General features: G+C 71.8%; 15 protein-coding genes. 8 read left to right on the top strand and 7 right to left on the bottom strand.

Going from position 1 to position 14,419, the window contains the following annotated elements; genetic code table 11:
- The 3 genes from RIC31_RS13255 to RIC31_RS13245 form a co-directional block, all read right to left on the bottom strand.
- A complete protein-coding gene (locus tag RIC31_RS13255) occupies positions 1-918 on the bottom strand; it encodes an ion channel (RefSeq protein ID WP_350108028.1) in 918 nt (305 codons plus the stop codon).
- Positions 919-991: 73 nt separating this feature from the next.
- The gene (locus RIC31_RS13250) at positions 992-1,648 is read right to left on the bottom strand and encodes a DUF6629 family protein (protein ID WP_350108025.1); all 657 of its coding nucleotides are present in this window, start codon (positions 1,646-1,648) and stop codon (positions 992-994) included.
- Positions 1,649-1,752: 104 nt separating this feature from the next.
- Positions 1,753-2,622 carry a Tll0287-like domain-containing protein gene (locus RIC31_RS13245; RefSeq protein ID WP_350108022.1) on the bottom strand — a complete coding sequence of 290 codons (870 nt, stop codon included), beginning with the start codon at positions 2,620-2,622 and terminating at the stop codon, positions 1,753-1,755.
- 457 nt (positions 2,623-3,079) lie between these two features.
- On the opposite strand from RIC31_RS13245, the gene RIC31_RS13240 reads away from it, so the two are divergent.
- Entirely contained in the window at positions 3,080-4,045 is a 966-nt protein-coding gene (locus RIC31_RS13240; protein WP_350108018.1) for a 2-hydroxyacid dehydrogenase, read from the top strand.
- 16 nt (positions 4,046-4,061) lie between these two features.
- Here the strand turns inward: RIC31_RS13240 and RIC31_RS13235 are convergent, their stop codons facing one another.
- The gene (locus RIC31_RS13235) at positions 4,062-4,565 is read right to left on the bottom strand and encodes a PAS domain-containing protein (protein WP_350108015.1); all 504 of its coding nucleotides are present in this window, start codon (positions 4,563-4,565) and stop codon (positions 4,062-4,064) included.
- A 187-nt stretch (positions 4,566-4,752) separates the two neighbouring features.
- Here RIC31_RS13235 and RIC31_RS13230 point away from each other — a divergent pair, with 187 nt between their 5' ends.
- Positions 4,753-6,267 (top strand): protein adenylyltransferase SelO, encoded by a 1,515-nt coding sequence (locus tag RIC31_RS13230; protein WP_350108012.1) that lies wholly within the window; start codon positions 4,753-4,755, stop codon positions 6,265-6,267.
- A gap of 13 nt (positions 6,268-6,280) precedes the next feature.
- Here the strand turns inward: RIC31_RS13230 and RIC31_RS13225 are convergent, their stop codons facing one another.
- Both RIC31_RS13225 and RIC31_RS13220 read right to left on the bottom strand, forming a co-directional pair.
- Positions 6,281-6,748, bottom strand: coding sequence for a metallophosphoesterase family protein (locus RIC31_RS13225; RefSeq protein WP_350108010.1), 468 nt, complete (start codon positions 6,746-6,748; stop codon positions 6,281-6,283).
- A 13-nt stretch (positions 6,749-6,761) separates the two neighbouring features.
- Positions 6,762-7,949, bottom strand: a complete 1,188-nt coding sequence (locus tag RIC31_RS13220; RefSeq protein WP_350108007.1) for an alpha-hydroxy acid oxidase — start codon at positions 7,947-7,949, stop codon at positions 6,762-6,764.
- A gap of 150 nt (positions 7,950-8,099) precedes the next feature.
- Here RIC31_RS13220 and RIC31_RS13215 point away from each other — a divergent pair, with 150 nt between their 5' ends.
- Complete coding sequence (locus RIC31_RS13215) at positions 8,100-8,510, top strand: hypothetical protein (protein ID WP_350108004.1); 411 nt, start codon at positions 8,100-8,102, stop codon at positions 8,508-8,510.
- A 35-nt stretch (positions 8,511-8,545) separates the two neighbouring features.
- Here RIC31_RS13215 and RIC31_RS13210 read toward each other — a convergent pair whose 3' ends face one another.
- Positions 8,546-9,001 carry a MaoC family dehydratase gene (locus RIC31_RS13210; RefSeq protein WP_350108000.1) on the bottom strand — a complete coding sequence of 152 codons (456 nt, stop codon included), beginning with the start codon at positions 8,999-9,001 and terminating at the stop codon, positions 8,546-8,548.
- Between the two features lie 188 nt (positions 9,002-9,189).
- Here RIC31_RS13210 and acsA point away from each other — a divergent pair, with 188 nt between their 5' ends.
- Genes acsA through RIC31_RS13185 form a run of 5 tightly spaced genes read left to right on the top strand, consistent with a single transcriptional unit; the run spans position 9,190 to position 14,389 of the window.
- The gene (acsA, locus tag RIC31_RS13205) at positions 9,190-10,947 is read left to right on the top strand and encodes an acetate--CoA ligase (protein ID WP_350107997.1); all 1,758 of its coding nucleotides are present in this window, start codon (positions 9,190-9,192) and stop codon (positions 10,945-10,947) included.
- Entirely contained in the window at positions 10,944-11,942 is a 999-nt protein-coding gene (gene pdhA / locus RIC31_RS13200; protein ID WP_350107994.1) for a pyruvate dehydrogenase (acetyl-transferring) E1 component subunit alpha, read from the top strand. The genes acsA and pdhA overlap by 4 nt, the downstream gene beginning before the upstream one ends.
- Complete coding sequence (locus tag RIC31_RS13195) at positions 11,939-12,949, top strand: alpha-ketoacid dehydrogenase subunit beta (protein WP_350107991.1); 1,011 nt, start codon at positions 11,939-11,941, stop codon at positions 12,947-12,949. Before pdhA ends, RIC31_RS13195 begins: the two co-directional genes overlap by 4 nt.
- Entirely contained in the window at positions 12,942-14,132 is a 1,191-nt protein-coding gene (locus tag RIC31_RS13190) for a dihydrolipoamide acetyltransferase family protein (protein ID WP_350107988.1), read from the top strand. The genes RIC31_RS13195 and RIC31_RS13190 overlap by 8 nt, the downstream gene beginning before the upstream one ends.
- Positions 14,129-14,389, top strand: coding sequence for an acyl carrier protein (locus RIC31_RS13185; protein WP_350107985.1), 261 nt, complete (start codon positions 14,129-14,131; stop codon positions 14,387-14,389). The genes RIC31_RS13190 and RIC31_RS13185 overlap by 4 nt, the downstream gene beginning before the upstream one ends.
- Positions 14,390-14,419: the final 30 nt, after the last annotated feature.

Below are 14,419 nucleotides of genomic sequence, written 5' to 3'. Positions count from 1 at the left end.
TCAGGACCCCCGGCTGGAATGGCGCATCAGGGCGTGGAAGCCGAACAGCAGCAGCAGGATGCCGCACACGATCTGCAGGGCGACCACGATGCGCGCGGCGTAGGTGAGCGGCACGATGTCGCCGTAGCCCACGGTCGACAGCGTCACGATCGAGAAGTACAGCGCCTCGACGAAGCTCGGGTCGCGGCCGATGCCGTCTATCAGGAAGGTCGGGGTGTCGTCGATCCGGCCGATCAGCCGGTACAGGGTGGCGAACAGCACGACGATCATCGAGTAGAAGGTCAGGAAGGCGAAGGCCGGCTTCACCAGCCCGGCCATGATGTCGAAGAAGTCCTCGAACAGCAGCCCGGTGTCGATCAGGAACACCGCGACACTGCGGCTGGCCAGCAGCACCACCAGCGCGATCGCCCCCATGGCCCCGAGCAGCCAGACGATTCGCCAGTCGTGGCCGATCGCCTCCAGCGGGGCGACGAAGTTCGACAGGCCGATCGCCGCGACCGGGACCAGCCACAGGAACGCCCGGCCGAACCGGGTCTCCAGGCGGGGATGCTCGGAGGTGACGATGGTCCGGATGGTGTCGCGACGCAGGAACACGCCGAGCGCGAACGCCCCGATCGGCAGCAGGAAGCCGACCAGCTCCGCCACGCTGCCGACGTCGATATACAGGGTCTCGATGAACGAGACGTACAGACAGGCGTAGACCCCGATCGCGTTGGCGAAGGTGATAGTGAAGAACCGGCTGCCGGGGAACAGCTGGTGGAGCAGCGTGGTAACCGCCACCACGGTGATCAGGACCGCGACGGAGACCACCCACGTCTCGCCGCCGACCGCCGCCGCGATCAGCGACAACAGCAGGACCGTGATGGCGACCGAGGCGGCCCAATGTCTCAGGGCGGGGATGCGAAAAGGCGACGGCATGGCGAGGTTTTAGCGGCGCCGGGCGCCGGGCGCCAGCGGACGCGATGTCGCCGGGTGGTCGGGCGTGGGGCGATCAGGCGTCGGCGGTCCGCCCGCGATGCCGGTGCGACCACTCGAAGTGTCCCAGCAGGACCAGGCTGGAGGCGGCGGCGAAGTAGCACCACACCGAGACGAAGGCGTCCCAGTAGGCGAGGTAGGTCACCACCGAGCCGGCCAGTACCATGACCCCGAGCAGGGCGACGGTCCGCCGCGTCGACAGCAGCAGCGAGCCCGCGGTGGCCGCGAGATAGCCGAACCCGACCAGGGCTGACGGCTCCAGCCCGGTCGAGTAGACGATGTGGCCCTCCAGCAGCCGGGCGCTGTGCTCGCGGGTCACGATGGCCCAGAGCAGCCAGGCCGCGACGGCGATCCCGGCCGCCAGGCACAGGGCGATCGGGCGGCGGCGTCGCGCGTCGGTCTCGACCAGCAGCGCCGCCAGCGGCGCGTACACCGGCCAGAACACCTCGGCGATCAGCAGGAACAGCAGGGTCAGGATGCTGGAGACGGCACCGTCCGGCGCCTGCGGCAGGGTGAGCCAGAGCAGCCCCTCGACCGCCTGCTGGGCCGCGAATACAAGCGGGGTGGCCGCCAGCAGCAGCTCACGCGGGTCGCCGGCGCGGACCAGGCAGGCGATCCCGATGGCACCGGTCGCGCCCGCGGTCAGGAAGCTGGCAGTGGCTGAGAAGCACATCGCTCGGGTTCGGGTCCCGCCGGTCTGGCCAAGGGCGTGGCCGCCGGCCGGCGACGCTTCGCAGGCTGCGCCGCGCCGGCCGTGATGTCCAGCGCGGCGCGGCCTCAGTTCCCCGCGAGATACAGCGCCAGATCGTTCAGAAACGCCACGATGTCGCAGTCCTGTTCGCGGTCCGTGAAACCGTGGGTCTCCAGCTTGCGGCACAGCCGCTCGCCGGCCGCCGGGTCGCCGGTACCGAAGCTGTGCCTGGCGAGCCGATCCGGCGCGTGGCAGGACTGGCAATGCCGGCTGAACGACTCCATGCCGCGCGCCGCGTCGCCGCGCGCGTCCGGCCGGTCGGTCGGCCGGTAGCCGGCCGCCTGCAGCCGCGAGCCGGCGGTCGCCGGCGGCCGCGGTTCCTCGAACTCGACGGCGTCGACCGTCCTGGTCAGCGAGAACGCGCCGCGCAGGTCGCCGACCGCGAACCCGACGGCCTCGTCGTCCGGATAGAGCGCCCGGATCGCGGCGGCGGTCTGCGGCTCGATGTCGGACCCGTGGCAGGCGAGGCAGCCTTCCAGCATGGGGATCGCCTGCATGAAGTGGACGGTGACCTTGCCGTCGGCGCTCTCGGTCGCGCGGACCGTCCGCAGCATCTCGACCGGCTGGCCGGCGGCATGCCGGGCCTCGAAGCCGAGCATCGCGCTGCGCTCGGCCGGGGTCGGCCGCATCTCGGGGTTGCGGGCCCTGAGCGCCGGGCGGCGGATGCTCCAGCCGGAAGCGGCCTCGATCTCGGCGCTGATCTGCGGCGCCAGGTGCCGGCACACCGCGATCGCCGCCGCTGGCCCCTCCGCCATCGCCCGCCGCATCTCCTGCAGCATGGCGCCGCGCAGCTCCTGGATCGCGCCCTCCGCCTCGCGCTCGTAGGGCGACAGGTCCCGGGCCGCCGCGGCGAACGGCAGCAGCACCAGGAGCAGGGCGGGCAGATACAGCGGCATGGCGGACCTCCGCGACGGGACGGCCGCCAGGATGCGCTACGCCGTGCCGGCCCACCTTGACGTGCGTCAAGCCGTGCGCAGGCGCGCCGGGCGGAACCGCGCCAACGTACGGGATCGACACATTTCTCGGCGGCGGGTGGGTTCCGGAGCTGGACGCTCGCGCGTCCCCTCCGGAATGACGAAGCTGGGGAGGGTCGGGCGGGCTTTGCTTCCGGATCCAACCCTCGTTTCGTCATCCCGGAGGGTCCCGGACTTGATCCGGGACGGCTCCGGGATCCACGAAGCGACGGGCACTGCCAAATACCTGATGCAGCCGATGTTCTCGCGATGTGTGGACACCGTAGGCGCGCCAACGGGTGCCGGCTCCTTTGCCTTGCGCGGCCGTCGCGATGTGACACCCTCTCCCGCCGGACCGGCGAAGACCGTGGTCCGTCGCTCAGAGCCCGCGGGGAAATCCATGACGCCCAGGATCGTCTTCGTCACCACCTTCCCCGACGCCGCCGACGTGGCGCGCGCGATGGTCCCGTCCGGCTTCGAGCTGGCGGTGGTGCCCGGCGGCAGCGCCGAGTACCGGGCCGCCCTGGCCGATGCCGAGTACCTGGTCGGCTTCGTCGACGGCCTGGTCGATCCGGCGCTGTTCCGCGACGCGCCGCGGCTTCGCCTGGTGCAGCTGTTGAGCGCCGGCTACGACAGGGCCGACCTGGCGGCGGCGCGGGCGGCCCGGGTGCCGCTCTGCAACAACGGCGGCGCCAACGCGGTCGCGGTATCCGAGCACGCGGTGCTGCTGATGCTGGCGGTGTCGCGCCAACTGGTCCGCCAGCACCTCAGCGTCGCCGCCGGCAACTGGCGGGGCAACCAGACGCCGCGGGTGCACGAGCTGCGCGGCAAGACCCTCGGCATCGTCGGGCTCGGCACCATCGGCAAGAAAACCGCGCGGCTGGCCCAGGCTTTCGGGATGCGGGTGATCTACCACGACATCGCCCGGCTGCCGGAGGACCGCGAGGACCAGCTCGACGTCCGTTTCCGGCTGCTGCGCGAGCTGCTGCGCGAATCCGACCTGGTGTCGCTGCACACACCCCTGAACGACCGCACCCACCACCTGATCGGCGCCGGCGAGTTGGCCCTGATGAAGCCCGACGCCATCCTGGTCAACACCGCCCGCGGGCCGGTGGTGGACGAGGCGGCGCTGGTCGGGGCGCTGTCGTCCGGCGCCCTTGCCGGGGCCGGGCTGGACGTGTTCGACCAGGAGCCGCCGCAGCCGGACAACCCGCTGTTCGGCCTCGACAACGTGGTGCTGACCGCGCATCTGGCCGGGCCGACCTTCGAGAGCAACACCGCCCGGGTGCGCAACGCCTTCGACAACGTCCAGCGGGTCGCGCGCGGCGAGCCGCCGCTGTGGATCGTGCCGGAGCTGGCGGCGTGAGCGGCGCCCGGACCGGCTAGACCGAGCCTTCTGACCGGCGCCAGGGCTCAAAGACCGACCGCACCATGATCATGTCGACGGTCTCGCCGTCGGACGAGAGCGGAAGGTCGATGGCCTCGAAGTTCAGATGCCCCTTCTTGGCGTGATGCATGGTTCCGAGGATCCGGTTCGGCGTCCTGGTCGTCAGCAGCTTGCGAAACGACATGGTCGCGATCGTCTCGACCGATCCCTGGTACAGGTCGTCGAGATAGGCGCCGGTCGCGTCCCGCCCCACGAGCTGGGTAATGCTGGTGCCGATCAGGCGGTACCGGAACCGCGTCGGATTGCTCTCGACATCGACCAGGACGATCCACCCGAGATCCCGCTTCATCTCGAGCGGGTCGAAGTCCCGTCGCGACGGCATCAGGCGGTCGCCCCGCTTGAGGTGCCAGAGCTCGAGGATTTCCGCCAGTCGAGCGTTGTCGAACGCATCGGTCGGAAGAATCTTGACCCACGGCTCCTGCGGGAAGGAGCTTGTCATTGCGACTCCCTGACTGCCGGCCTCGCAGGCCCGTCCGGACTAAGCTCGAACGAGCCGGCACCGCTGAGACTAGAGCATTTTCCGCCGGGGCTGTCCCGCCGGCCGGCCGGATCGGGCGGCGAGCCCCGCCGCCGTTGCGACACTCCGCCCCGGCCCCATATCTGTCCGGATATTCGGGAGATCCAATATGACCGACCTCGCCACCGAAGCCCGAGCGCCGGCTTCGGGCATTCCGTTCGACAACAGCTATGCCCGGTTGCCGGAGCGGTTCTACGTGCGGATGCCGCCGACCCCGGTGTCGGCGCCGGCGCTGGTGCGGGTGAACCGCGCGCTGGCGGCCGAGCTCGGCCTCGACGCCGACGCGCTGGCGTCGCCGGCGGGGGTCGAGATCCTGGCCGGCAACCGGGTACCCGAGGGTGCGGAGCCGCTGGCCCAGGCCTATGCCGGCCACCAGTTTGGCGGCTGGGTGCCGCAGCTCGGCGACGGCCGGGCGATCCTGCTGGGCGAGGTGGTCGGGCGCGACGGCGTGCGCCGCGACATCCAGCTCAAGGGCTCCGGCCGCACCCCGTTCTCGCGCGGCGGCGACGGCCGCGCGGCACTCGGCCCGGTGCTGCGCGAATACATCGTCAGCGAGGGCATGCACCGGCTCGGCATCCCCACGACCCGGGCGCTGGCCGCCGTCACCACCGGCGAGAAGGTGTACCGCGAGACCGCGCTGCCGGGTGCGGTGCTCACGCGCGTGGCGCGCAGCCACATCCGGGTCGGCACCTTCCAGTTCCTGTTTGCCCGCAAGGACCTGGACGGTATCCGGGCGCTGGCCGACCACGCCATCGCCCGCCATTATCCGGCGGCGGCGACCGCCGGGCGGCCCTATCTGGCGCTGCTGGAGGCGGTGATCGCGGCGCAGGCGGCGCTGGTCGCCCGCTGGCTCGGGGTCGGCTTCATCCATGGCGTGATGAACACCGACAACTGCTCGATCGCCGGCGAGACCATCGACTACGGCCCCTGCGCGTTCATGGACCGCTATCACCCGCAGACGGTGTTCAGCTCGATCGACCATGGCGGCCGCTACGCCTTCGCCAGCCAGCCCGGCATCGCCCAGTGGAACCTGGTGCAGCTGGCGCAGTGCCTGCTGCCGGTGATCGACGACGACGCGGACAAGGCCCTGGAAGCGGCGCAGGCGGCGATCGACGGCTACGCGGCCCGGTTCGACACCGAGCTGCTGGCGGTGTTCCGGGCCAAGCTCGGCCTCTTCGAGGCGCGCGACGGCGACCTGGCGCTGCTGCAGGACCTGTTCGACCGGATGGCCGCCAACCAGGCCGACTTCACCCTGACCTTCCGGCGCCTCGCCGACCTGCTCGATCCGCCGGAGGGCGACGCGCCGGCCCCGCGTGATCTGTTCGTCGACCCGACGTCGTTCGACGCCTGGGAGCGGGTCTGGCGGGCTCGGCTGGCCGACGAGGCGGCGACGCCGGATGCCGGCCGTGCCGCCGCCCTGCGCGCTGCCAACCCCGCGGTGATTCCGCGCAACCATCTGGTCGAGGAGGCGATCCGCGCCGCCGAGGACGCCGGCGACCCGGCACCGTTCGAGGCCCTGCTGGAGGCCCTGGCGACCCCGTTCGAGGAGCGTCCGGAGCACGCCCGCTACCGCCTGCCGCCGCGCCCCGACCAGGTGGTGAGGCAGACCTTCTGCGGGACCTGACCGTTCCGCGGGCTCAGCCCGCGCCCACCGGGAGTTCGTGAAGCACCGGCCGCATGCCGTCACCGGAGAGTTCCAGGGTCGCCAGGGTCACCGGCAGGCTGAAGCGGCGCGGGCCGGCGCTGCCGGGGTTGAGGTACAGCACGCCGCCGACGGTCGCGATCCGCGGCTGGTGCGAGTGGCCGGAGACCACCGCGTCGATTTCCTCGGCGGCGGGGTCGATGCGCAGCGCGTTCAGGTCGTGCAGCAGGTAGATCCGGCGCCCGCCGAGGTCGACGGTCCGGGTCTCCGGGTAGGCCGCGGCCCAGCCGCCGTGGTCGACGTTGCCGCGGATCGCGGTGACCGGCGCGATCCGGGCCAACCCGTCGACGATCTCCGGCCGGCCGATGTCGCCGGCATGGACGATGTGGTCGACGCCGGCCAGCCGCTGCACCGCCTCCGGGCGCAGCAGGCCGTGGGTATCGGAGATGACGCCGATCAGCATGTCGGCGGAGGGGTCACAGCCCCGGCTCGTTGCGGCCGGGCGATGCGTGGTCGAGCAGCACGTGGTCGCGGCCGAGCTGGTCGACCGTAGTGCAGCCGAGATAGCCCAGCGTGCGGTCGATCTCGTCCTTGGTCAGGCCGATCAGATGCGCCACCCCGGCCTCGCCGCCGGCGGCGACCGCGTAGGCGGCCGGCCGGCCCAGCAGCACGCCCTCGGCCCCGAGCGCCAGCGCCTTGACGATGTCGGTGCCGCGCCGGAAACCGCTGTCGATCAGCACGTGCATCCGGCCGCCGACCGCGTCGGCCACCTCGGGCAGCATCTGCAGCGGGGCGGCGGCGCCGTCCAGGTTGCGGCCGCCGTGGTTCGACATGACGATGCCGTCGGCGCCGGCCTCCAGCACCTGCACCGCCTCGTCGGCGCGCAGCACGCCCTTGACCAGCAGCTTGCCCTTCCAGACCCGGCGCAGCGCGCGCAGCTGCGCGACGTCGAAGGCGCGGCGGCGGTTGGCGATGAAGTACTTCGTCGCGGCCAGGTTACCGGTCGCCTCCGGGGCGTGCGCCGCCAGGTTTGGCATCCCGGGCAGCCCGGCGCGGATCAGCACGTCCCACACCCAGCGCGGCCGGGCCAGCACCCGGGCGACGTTGCGCGGCGACCGCTCCAGGGTCAGCGCGAAGCCGTTGCGGCGGTCGCGCTCGCGCTTCGGCCCCATATGGGTGTCGGTGGTGACGATCATCGCGTCGTAGCCGGCGTCCTGGGCGCGCCGCACGATGCCGTCGTTCACGGCGTCGTCCTGGAACACGTAGAGCTGGTACCACAGCCGCGCGCCCGGCACCGCGCGGCGCAGGTCCTCGATCGAGATGCCGGCGGCGGTGCTGAGGCAGTAGGGGATGCCGGCGGCCTCGCAGGCCCGCGCCATCGCCAGCTCGGCGGCGGGCGCGAAGTTCGAAAGGCCACCCATCGGCGCGATGCCGATCGGGGCGGCGGCCGGCTTGCCGAGCAGGGTGGCGGCGATGCTGCGGGTCTCGACGTCGACCAGGGTGCGCGGGCGGAAGCGCACGCGCTCGAACACCGCGCGGTTGTTGCGCACCGAGGTCTCGTCCTCGGCGCCGCCGTCGATGAAGTCGAGGATCGGGGCCGGCAGGTAGGCGGCCGCGGCGCGGCGCAGGTCCTCGGCGTTGTGGATCTTCGCGAAGTTCGGCATTGCCCGGCGCGCCCGTCCCGTTTCCCGTCAGCGGCGAGCGTAGCCGAGCGCCGCCCGACCGGGGACTGGTTTCTGCCGGACGGCCCCGACATAGTGGACCGGAGCCCCGGCCAGGCGCCGGGTACGTGTCCTGACGACGGAGGGCCCGCGATGCGGCTGATTCCCCTGCTGGCGTTCGCCCTTGCGGCCTACGCGCTGGCGGCGTTCATTTCCCCGGCGATGCTGACGGCGGGGATCGTCGACCTGACCCTGCCGTCCGGCGCGGTCTGGAGCTTCAACCTCGGCGACGTGATCGTCGCGGTCGGTCTGGTCCTGCTGTTCGTGGAGATCCTGAAGGCGACCCGCACCAGTGTCGGCGCCGCCCTCGACCACGCGCTCAGCATGCTGGTCTGCGTGGCGGCGCTGCTCGGCTTCCTGCTGCTGCCGGGGCTCGGTACCAGCGACTTCCTGCTGCTGTTCCTGATGACCCTGATCGACGTGATCGCCGGCTTCACGGTGTCGCTGATGGGCGCCCGCCGCGACATCGGCTACGGCGGCTGGCCCGGCGACGGCAACCAGTGACCGCCGTCACCCGGCCTCGGCTTCCCGGCACGTGATCAGCCCCGGCACTTGATCAGGCGCAGCGGGGTGTAGACCAGGGCGACCGTGCCGTCCTGCTTGACCACCTTGTTGCGGGTCCGCACCAGGCCGCGGCCAGGCTTGCTGGTGCGGCGCGCCTCGATCACCTCGCACTCGGCGTGGATGGTGTCGCCGGCGAACACCGGCGCCTTCACGTCCAGCTCCATGTTCAGGAAGGCATAGCCGGTGTGCTGCATGGTCGCCTGGATCAGCAGGCCCTCGGCGAAGGTATAGGCCAGCGCCGCCGGCGCCACCCGGCCCTTGATGTCGGAGTCGTTGGCCAGGAACTCCATGTCGATGAACAGCACCTCGGTCATGCCGGTGCAGTTGATGAAGTTCACGATGTCGGCCTCGGTGACGGTCCGGCCGATGGTCCGGAACTCCCGGCCGATCGGCAGGTCCTCGTAGAACAGGCCAAGCCCGACGGTTTCCATGCGTTTTCCTTCCCTCGATCCCGTTCCTGGCGGCGATGTCTCGCCGGATTCGGCTGCTGGCGTCGATGATAGGCGGGTCTGGCTGCGCGATCCAACACGCCCCTTGATCGACATCAAGGCGCAGACGGTCGGTTCGTCCGAGGCTGGCTCATGTCCCGGACCACGACCGAAGGAGGCGTGGGTAGCCCATGCAGTGGACACCGATCAGCAAGCAGGCGGGAACCGAGCTCGCCGCCTGCAACATGCCGGACTACGAGCACGCGCGGGCTCGGTTCACCTGGGACGCGGCGCGGGCTGCGCTCGACGGCCTGCCCGACGGGCGCGGGCTGAACATCGCACACGAGGCGGTCGACCGCCATGCCGCCGGCCCGCGCGCCGGCCGCCCGGCGATCCGCTGGATCGCCCGGTCGGGCGAGGTCCGCGACATCAGCTATGCCGAGCTTCGCCGGCTGACCGACCGCTTCGCCGGCGCGCTCGCCGGGCTCGGCCTCGCCAGGGGCGACCGGGTGTTCGCGCTCGCCGGCCGGGTGCCGGAGCTGTACGTCGCCGTGCTCGGCGCCCTGAAGGCCGGCGGGGTGTTCTGCCCGCTGTTCTCGGCCTTCGGGCCGGAGCCGATCAGGTCGCGGATGACCCTGGGCTCGGCCAAGGTGCTGGTCACCACCACGGCACTGTACCGCCGCAAGGTCGAGAAGATGCGCGCCGAGCTGCCCGAGCTGCGGCACGTGATCCTGATCGACGGCGACGGCAGCCTCCCGGACACGCTCGGCTTCGGGGTGCTGATGGCGGCCGCCACCGACGACTTCACGATCGCGCCGACCGATCCCGAGGACATGGCGCTGCTGCACTTCACCAGCGGCACGACCGGACGGCCGAAGGGCGCGATCCACGTCCACGGCGCCGTCGTCGCCCACCATGCGACTGCCCGGCTGGCGCTCGACCTGCGCCCGGACGACATGTTCTGGTGCACCGCCGATCCCGGCTGGGTCACCGGCACGTCCTACGGGATCATCGGGCCGCTGTCGGTCGGCGCCACCCTGCTGGTCGACGAGGCGGAGTTCGACGCCGAGCGCTGGTACCGCACCCTGCAGGACCAGAAGGTCACGGTCTGGTACACCGCCCCGACCGCGATCCGGATGATGATGAAGCTCGGCATCGAGCCGATCCGCGCCTTCGACACCGCCAGCCTGCGGTTCCTGGCCAGCGTCGGCGAGCCGCTGAACCCGGAGGCCGTGGTCTGGGGCCGGGAGGCGTTCGGCCGGCCGTTCCACGACAACTGGTGGCAGACCGAGACCGGCGGAATCATGATCGCCAACTATGCCGCCATGGACATCAGGCCGGGCTCCATGGGCAAGCCGCTGCCCGGCATCGAGGCGGCGATCGTCGAGCATCGCGACGACGGCAGCGTGGCGGTCATCGAGGAGCCTGACCGCGAGGGCGAGCTGGCGCTGCGGCCCGGCTGGCCGTCGATGTTCCGCGGCTATCTCAACGAGGAGGAGCGCTACGCCAAGTGCTTCGCCGACGGCTGGTACCTGTCCGGCGACCTGGCCCGGCGCGACGCCGATGGATATTTCTGGTTCGTGGGCCGAGCGGACGACGTCATCAAGTCGGCCGGCCACCTGATCGGCCCGTTCGAGGTCGAGAGTGCGCTGCTCGAGCATCCGGCGGTCGCCGAGGCCGGGGTGATCGGCAAGCCCGACCCGGTGGCGATGGAGATCGTCAAGGCGTTCGTCGCGCTGAAGCCGGGCTTCGAGGCCGGCGAGGCGCTGCGCCGCGAACTGCTCGGCCACTGCCGCAAGCGCCTGGGGGCGGCGGTCGCCCCGCGCGAGATCGATTTCCTGGACGACCTGCCCCGGACCCGCAGCGGCAAGATCATGCGCCGGCTGCTGAAGGCGCGCGAACTCGGCCTGCCCGAGGGCGACACCTCGACCCTGGAGAGCGGCACATGACCCAAAGCGAGAAAGGCCCGGCGATGCCGGACCGGGCGCACGCCCTCGACCTGCTCCGCGGCATGATCCGGATCCGCCGGTTCGAGGAGAAATGCGCCGAGCTGTACAGCGCCATGAAGATCCGCGGCTTCCTGCATCTGTGCATCGGCGAGGAGGCGATTCCGGTCGGCGTCATGCAGGCGCTGACCCCGCAGGACGCGATCGTCGCCACCTATCGCGAACACGGCCACGCGCTCGCCCGCGGCATGTCCGCCGGTGCGGTGATGGCCGAGATGTACGGCAAGGTCGGCGGCTGCAGCCGCGGGCGCGGCGGCTCCATGCACCTGTTCGACGCGGCCACGCGGTTCTACGGCGGCAATGCCATCGTCGGCGGCGGCCTGCCGCTGGCGGTCGGGCTCGGGCTCGCCGACAGGATGCAGGAGAAAGCGAATGTCACCGCCTGCTTCTTCGGCGAGGGCGCGGTCGCCGAGGGCGAGTTCCACGAGTCCATGAACCTGGCCGCACTCTGGAGGCTGCCGGTGCTGTTCCTGTGCGAGAACAACCTCTACGCCATGGGCACGGCGCTGCAGCTCTCGGAGTCCAACACCGACATCCACGAGAAGGCGGCCGGCTACGGGGTCGCCTCCGAGGCAGTCGACGGCATGGACGTGCTGGCGGTCGAGGCGGCGGCGCGGCGGGCCTCGGATGCGATCCGCGCCGGCAAGGGCCCGTATTTCCTGGAACTGCGGACCTACCGGTTCCGCCCGCACTCGATGTTCGACCCCGAGCTGTACCGCGACAAGGACGAGATCGAGGCCTGGAAGCGGCGCGGGCCGATCGTGACCTTCAGCGGACACCTCCGCGACGCCGGGCTGCTGGACGACGCGGCGCTCGCCAGCATCGAAGCCGAGGTCGAGCGCGAGGTCGACGAGGCGGTGGCGTTCGCCGAGGCGAGCGACTGGGAGCCGGTCGGCGACCTGACCCGCGACGTCTACACCGAGGAGGACGCGGCATGACGGCACACGCTGCCGGAGGCGGCACCATCGCGCTGACCTACCGCGAGGCGGTGCGGGCGGCGCTGCGCGAGGCGCTGGAGGCGGACCCGCGGGTGTTCCTGATGGGCGAGGATGTCGGCCGCTACGGCGGCTGCTACGCGGTCAGCACCGGCCTGCTGGCGGATTTCGGGCCCGAGCGGATCCGCGACACGCCGCTGTCGGAATCGGTGTTCGTCGGTGCCGGCATCGGCGCGGCGCTCGGCGGCATGCGGCCGATCGTCGAGGTCATGACGGTCAACTTCAGCCTGCTGGCGATCGACCAGATCGTGAACAACGCCGCCACCATCCGCCACATGTCCGGCGGCCAGTTCAGCATCCCGCTGGTGATCCGGATGGCGACCGGCGGCGGCAAGCAGCTGGCCGCCCAGCATTCGCACAGCCTGGAGGGCTGGTACGCCCACATCCCCGGCATCCGGGTGGTGACGCCGGCGACCATCGCGGACGCCCGCGGCATGCTGGCCTCGGCGCTGGCCTGTCCCGATCCGGTGCTGATCTTCGAGAACGCGCTGCTGTACAACGAGAAGGGCGAGATCCCGGCGGATGCCGGCGCCGTCGACATCGACCGCGCTGCGATCCGGCGACCCGGCTCCGACGTCAGCCTGATCACCTATGGCGGCAGCCTCGGCAAGACCCTGACGGCGGCCGAGAGCCTGGCCGGCCAGGGCATCGAGGCCGAGGTGGTCGACCTGCGCACGCTGCGGCCGCTCGACGATGCGACCATCCTGGACTCGGTCCGCCGGACCCGCCGGGCGGTGATCGTCGACGAGGGCTGGCGCAGCGTCGGCATCGCCGCCGAGGTGATGGCGCGCATCATGGAGCAGGCGTTCTACGACCTCGACGCGCCGGTCGCCCGGGTGTGCAGCGAGGAGGTGCCGATCCCCTACGCCCGGCACCTGGAGGCGGCGGCACTGCCGCAGACCGACAAGATCATCCGGGCCGTCGAGCACCTGATGGGCAGCCATGACTGAGTTCCGCATGCCGTCGCTCGGCTCCGACATGGAGGCCGGGACCCTGGTCGAGTGGCTGGTCGCGCCGGGCGACACGGTCTCGCGCGGCGACATCGTCGCCGTGGTCGAGACCCAGAAGGGCGCGATCGAGATCGAGACCTTCGAGGCCGGGGTGGTCGACCGGCTGGTGGTCGAGCCGGGCACCGAGGTGCCGGTCGGCACGGTGATCGCGCATATCCGCGGGGCGGGCGAGCCGGCGGCGCCCGAAGCGCCGGCGCCCGAGGCCCCGGAGGCGAAACCGAAGCCGAAGCCGAAAGCGCCGAAACCGGCCGCTGCGAAACCGGCCGGCCCGGCACCGACCCGGGTCCGGGTGTCGCCGGTGGCGCGCCGCCGGGCCGGGCAACTGGGGATCGACCCGGAGACGCTGGCGGGCACCGGCCCCGGCGGCGCCGTCTCCCTGGAGGATGTCGAGCGCGCCGCCGCCGCGGCTCCGGCGACAGCGGCCTCGGCGACCCGGGCTGCCACGCCGCCGGACGCGTCGGCGGCGATGCGGCGCGCGATCGCCGCCGCCATGGCCCGCTCCAAACGCGAGATCCCGCACTACTACCTGTCGACCACCATCGATCTCACCCAGGCGCTGGACTGGCTGGAGGCCGAGAACCGACGGCTGCCGGTCGCCGGCCGGCTGCTGTACGGCGCGCTGCTGGTCAAGGCGACCGCCCTGGCCCTGGGCGAGGTCCCGGAGCTCAACGGCTTCTGGCGCGACGACGGCTTCGTGCCGGGCCCGGGCATCCATGTCGGCGCGGCGATCGCGCTCCGGCGCGGTGGGCTGGTGGCGCCGGCGATCCACGACACCGACGGCAAGGATCTCGGGGCCGTCATGCAGGCGCTCCGCGACCTGGTGCAGCGCGCCCGGGGCGGCCGGCTGCGGGCGTCGGAGCTGTCGGACCCGACCGTGACGGTGACCAGCCTGGGCGAGAACGGGGTCGAGGCGGTGTTCCCGGTGATCTACCCGCCGCAGGTCGCGATCGTCGGCTTCGGCAGCGTCGTCGAGCGGCCCTGGTCGGTGGACGGGCGGATCGAATCGCGTCGGGTGATCACCGCCAGCCTGGCCGCCGACCACCGGGTCAGCGACGGCCACCGCGGGGCGCTGTTCCTGCGGGCCCTCGACCGGCGGCTTCAGGATCCGGAGACGCTGGCATGACCGAGGACGAGATCAGGACGGCGGTGCTGGCGGCGCTGACCTCCGTGGCCCCGGACCTGGAGGGCGAGGCGGTCGACCCGGCGATCGCGTTCCGCGACCAGTTCGACTTCGATTCCATGGATCTGCTGAACTTCGCGATCGCCCTGCACGACAGCCTGGGGGTCGACATCCCGGAGATCGACTACCCCAGGGTGGCGAGCCTCGAGGGCAGCATCGCCTATCTGTCGGAAAAGCTTTCGGCGTCCGGCCGGTCCTGAACCGCCGACGCCGCTGTTGCGCCGCGACGA

It is taken from the genome of Thalassobaculum sp. (assembly GCF_040219615.1).
Taxonomy (GTDB): Bacteria; Pseudomonadota; Alphaproteobacteria; order Thalassobaculales; family Thalassobaculaceae; genus Thalassobaculum_A.
The sequence above is the reverse complement of the archived record's forward strand: the minus strand, read 5'-3'. Positions and strand labels throughout refer to the sequence as shown.

Bases quoted from the DNA above. Each gene is read 5' to 3' on its own strand.
- RIC31_RS13220 (WP_350108007.1), bottom strand. From the start codon at position 7,949: ATGCCGAACTTCGCGAAGATCCACAACGCCGAGGACCTGCGCCGCGCC.
- pdhA (WP_350107994.1), top strand. From the start codon at position 10,944: ATGACCCAAAGCGAGAAAGGCCCGGCGATGCCGGACCGGGCGCACGCC.
- RIC31_RS13210 (WP_350108000.1), bottom strand. From the start codon at position 9,001: ATGGAAACCGTCGGGCTTGGCCTGTTCTACGAGGACCTGCCGATCGGC.
- RIC31_RS13215 (WP_350108004.1), top strand. From the start codon at position 8,100: ATGCGGCTGATTCCCCTGCTGGCGTTCGCCCTTGCGGCCTACGCGCTG.
- RIC31_RS13250 (WP_350108025.1), bottom strand. From the start codon at position 1,648: ATGTGCTTCTCAGCCACTGCCAGCTTCCTGACCGCGGGCGCGACCGGT.
- RIC31_RS13230 (WP_350108012.1), top strand. From the start codon at position 4,753: ATGACCGACCTCGCCACCGAAGCCCGAGCGCCGGCTTCGGGCATTCCG.
- RIC31_RS13255 (WP_350108028.1), bottom strand. From the start codon at position 918: ATGCCGTCGCCTTTTCGCATCCCCGCCCTGAGACATTGGGCCGCCTCG.
- acsA (WP_350107997.1), top strand. From the start codon at position 9,190: ATGCAGTGGACACCGATCAGCAAGCAGGCGGGAACCGAGCTCGCCGCC.
- RIC31_RS13195 (WP_350107991.1), top strand. From the start codon at position 11,939: ATGACGGCACACGCTGCCGGAGGCGGCACCATCGCGCTGACCTACCGC.
- RIC31_RS13245 (WP_350108022.1), bottom strand. From the start codon at position 2,622: ATGCCGCTGTATCTGCCCGCCCTGCTCCTGGTGCTGCTGCCGTTCGCC.
- RIC31_RS13240 (WP_350108018.1), top strand. From the start codon at position 3,080: ATGACGCCCAGGATCGTCTTCGTCACCACCTTCCCCGACGCCGCCGAC.
- RIC31_RS13235 (WP_350108015.1), bottom strand. From the start codon at position 4,565: ATGACAAGCTCCTTCCCGCAGGAGCCGTGGGTCAAGATTCTTCCGACC.
- RIC31_RS13185 (WP_350107985.1), top strand. From the start codon at position 14,129: ATGACCGAGGACGAGATCAGGACGGCGGTGCTGGCGGCGCTGACCTCC.
- RIC31_RS13190 (WP_350107988.1), top strand. From the start codon at position 12,942: ATGACTGAGTTCCGCATGCCGTCGCTCGGCTCCGACATGGAGGCCGGG.
- RIC31_RS13225 (WP_350108010.1), bottom strand. From the start codon at position 6,748: ATGCTGATCGGCGTCATCTCCGATACCCACGGCCTGCTGCGCCCGGAG.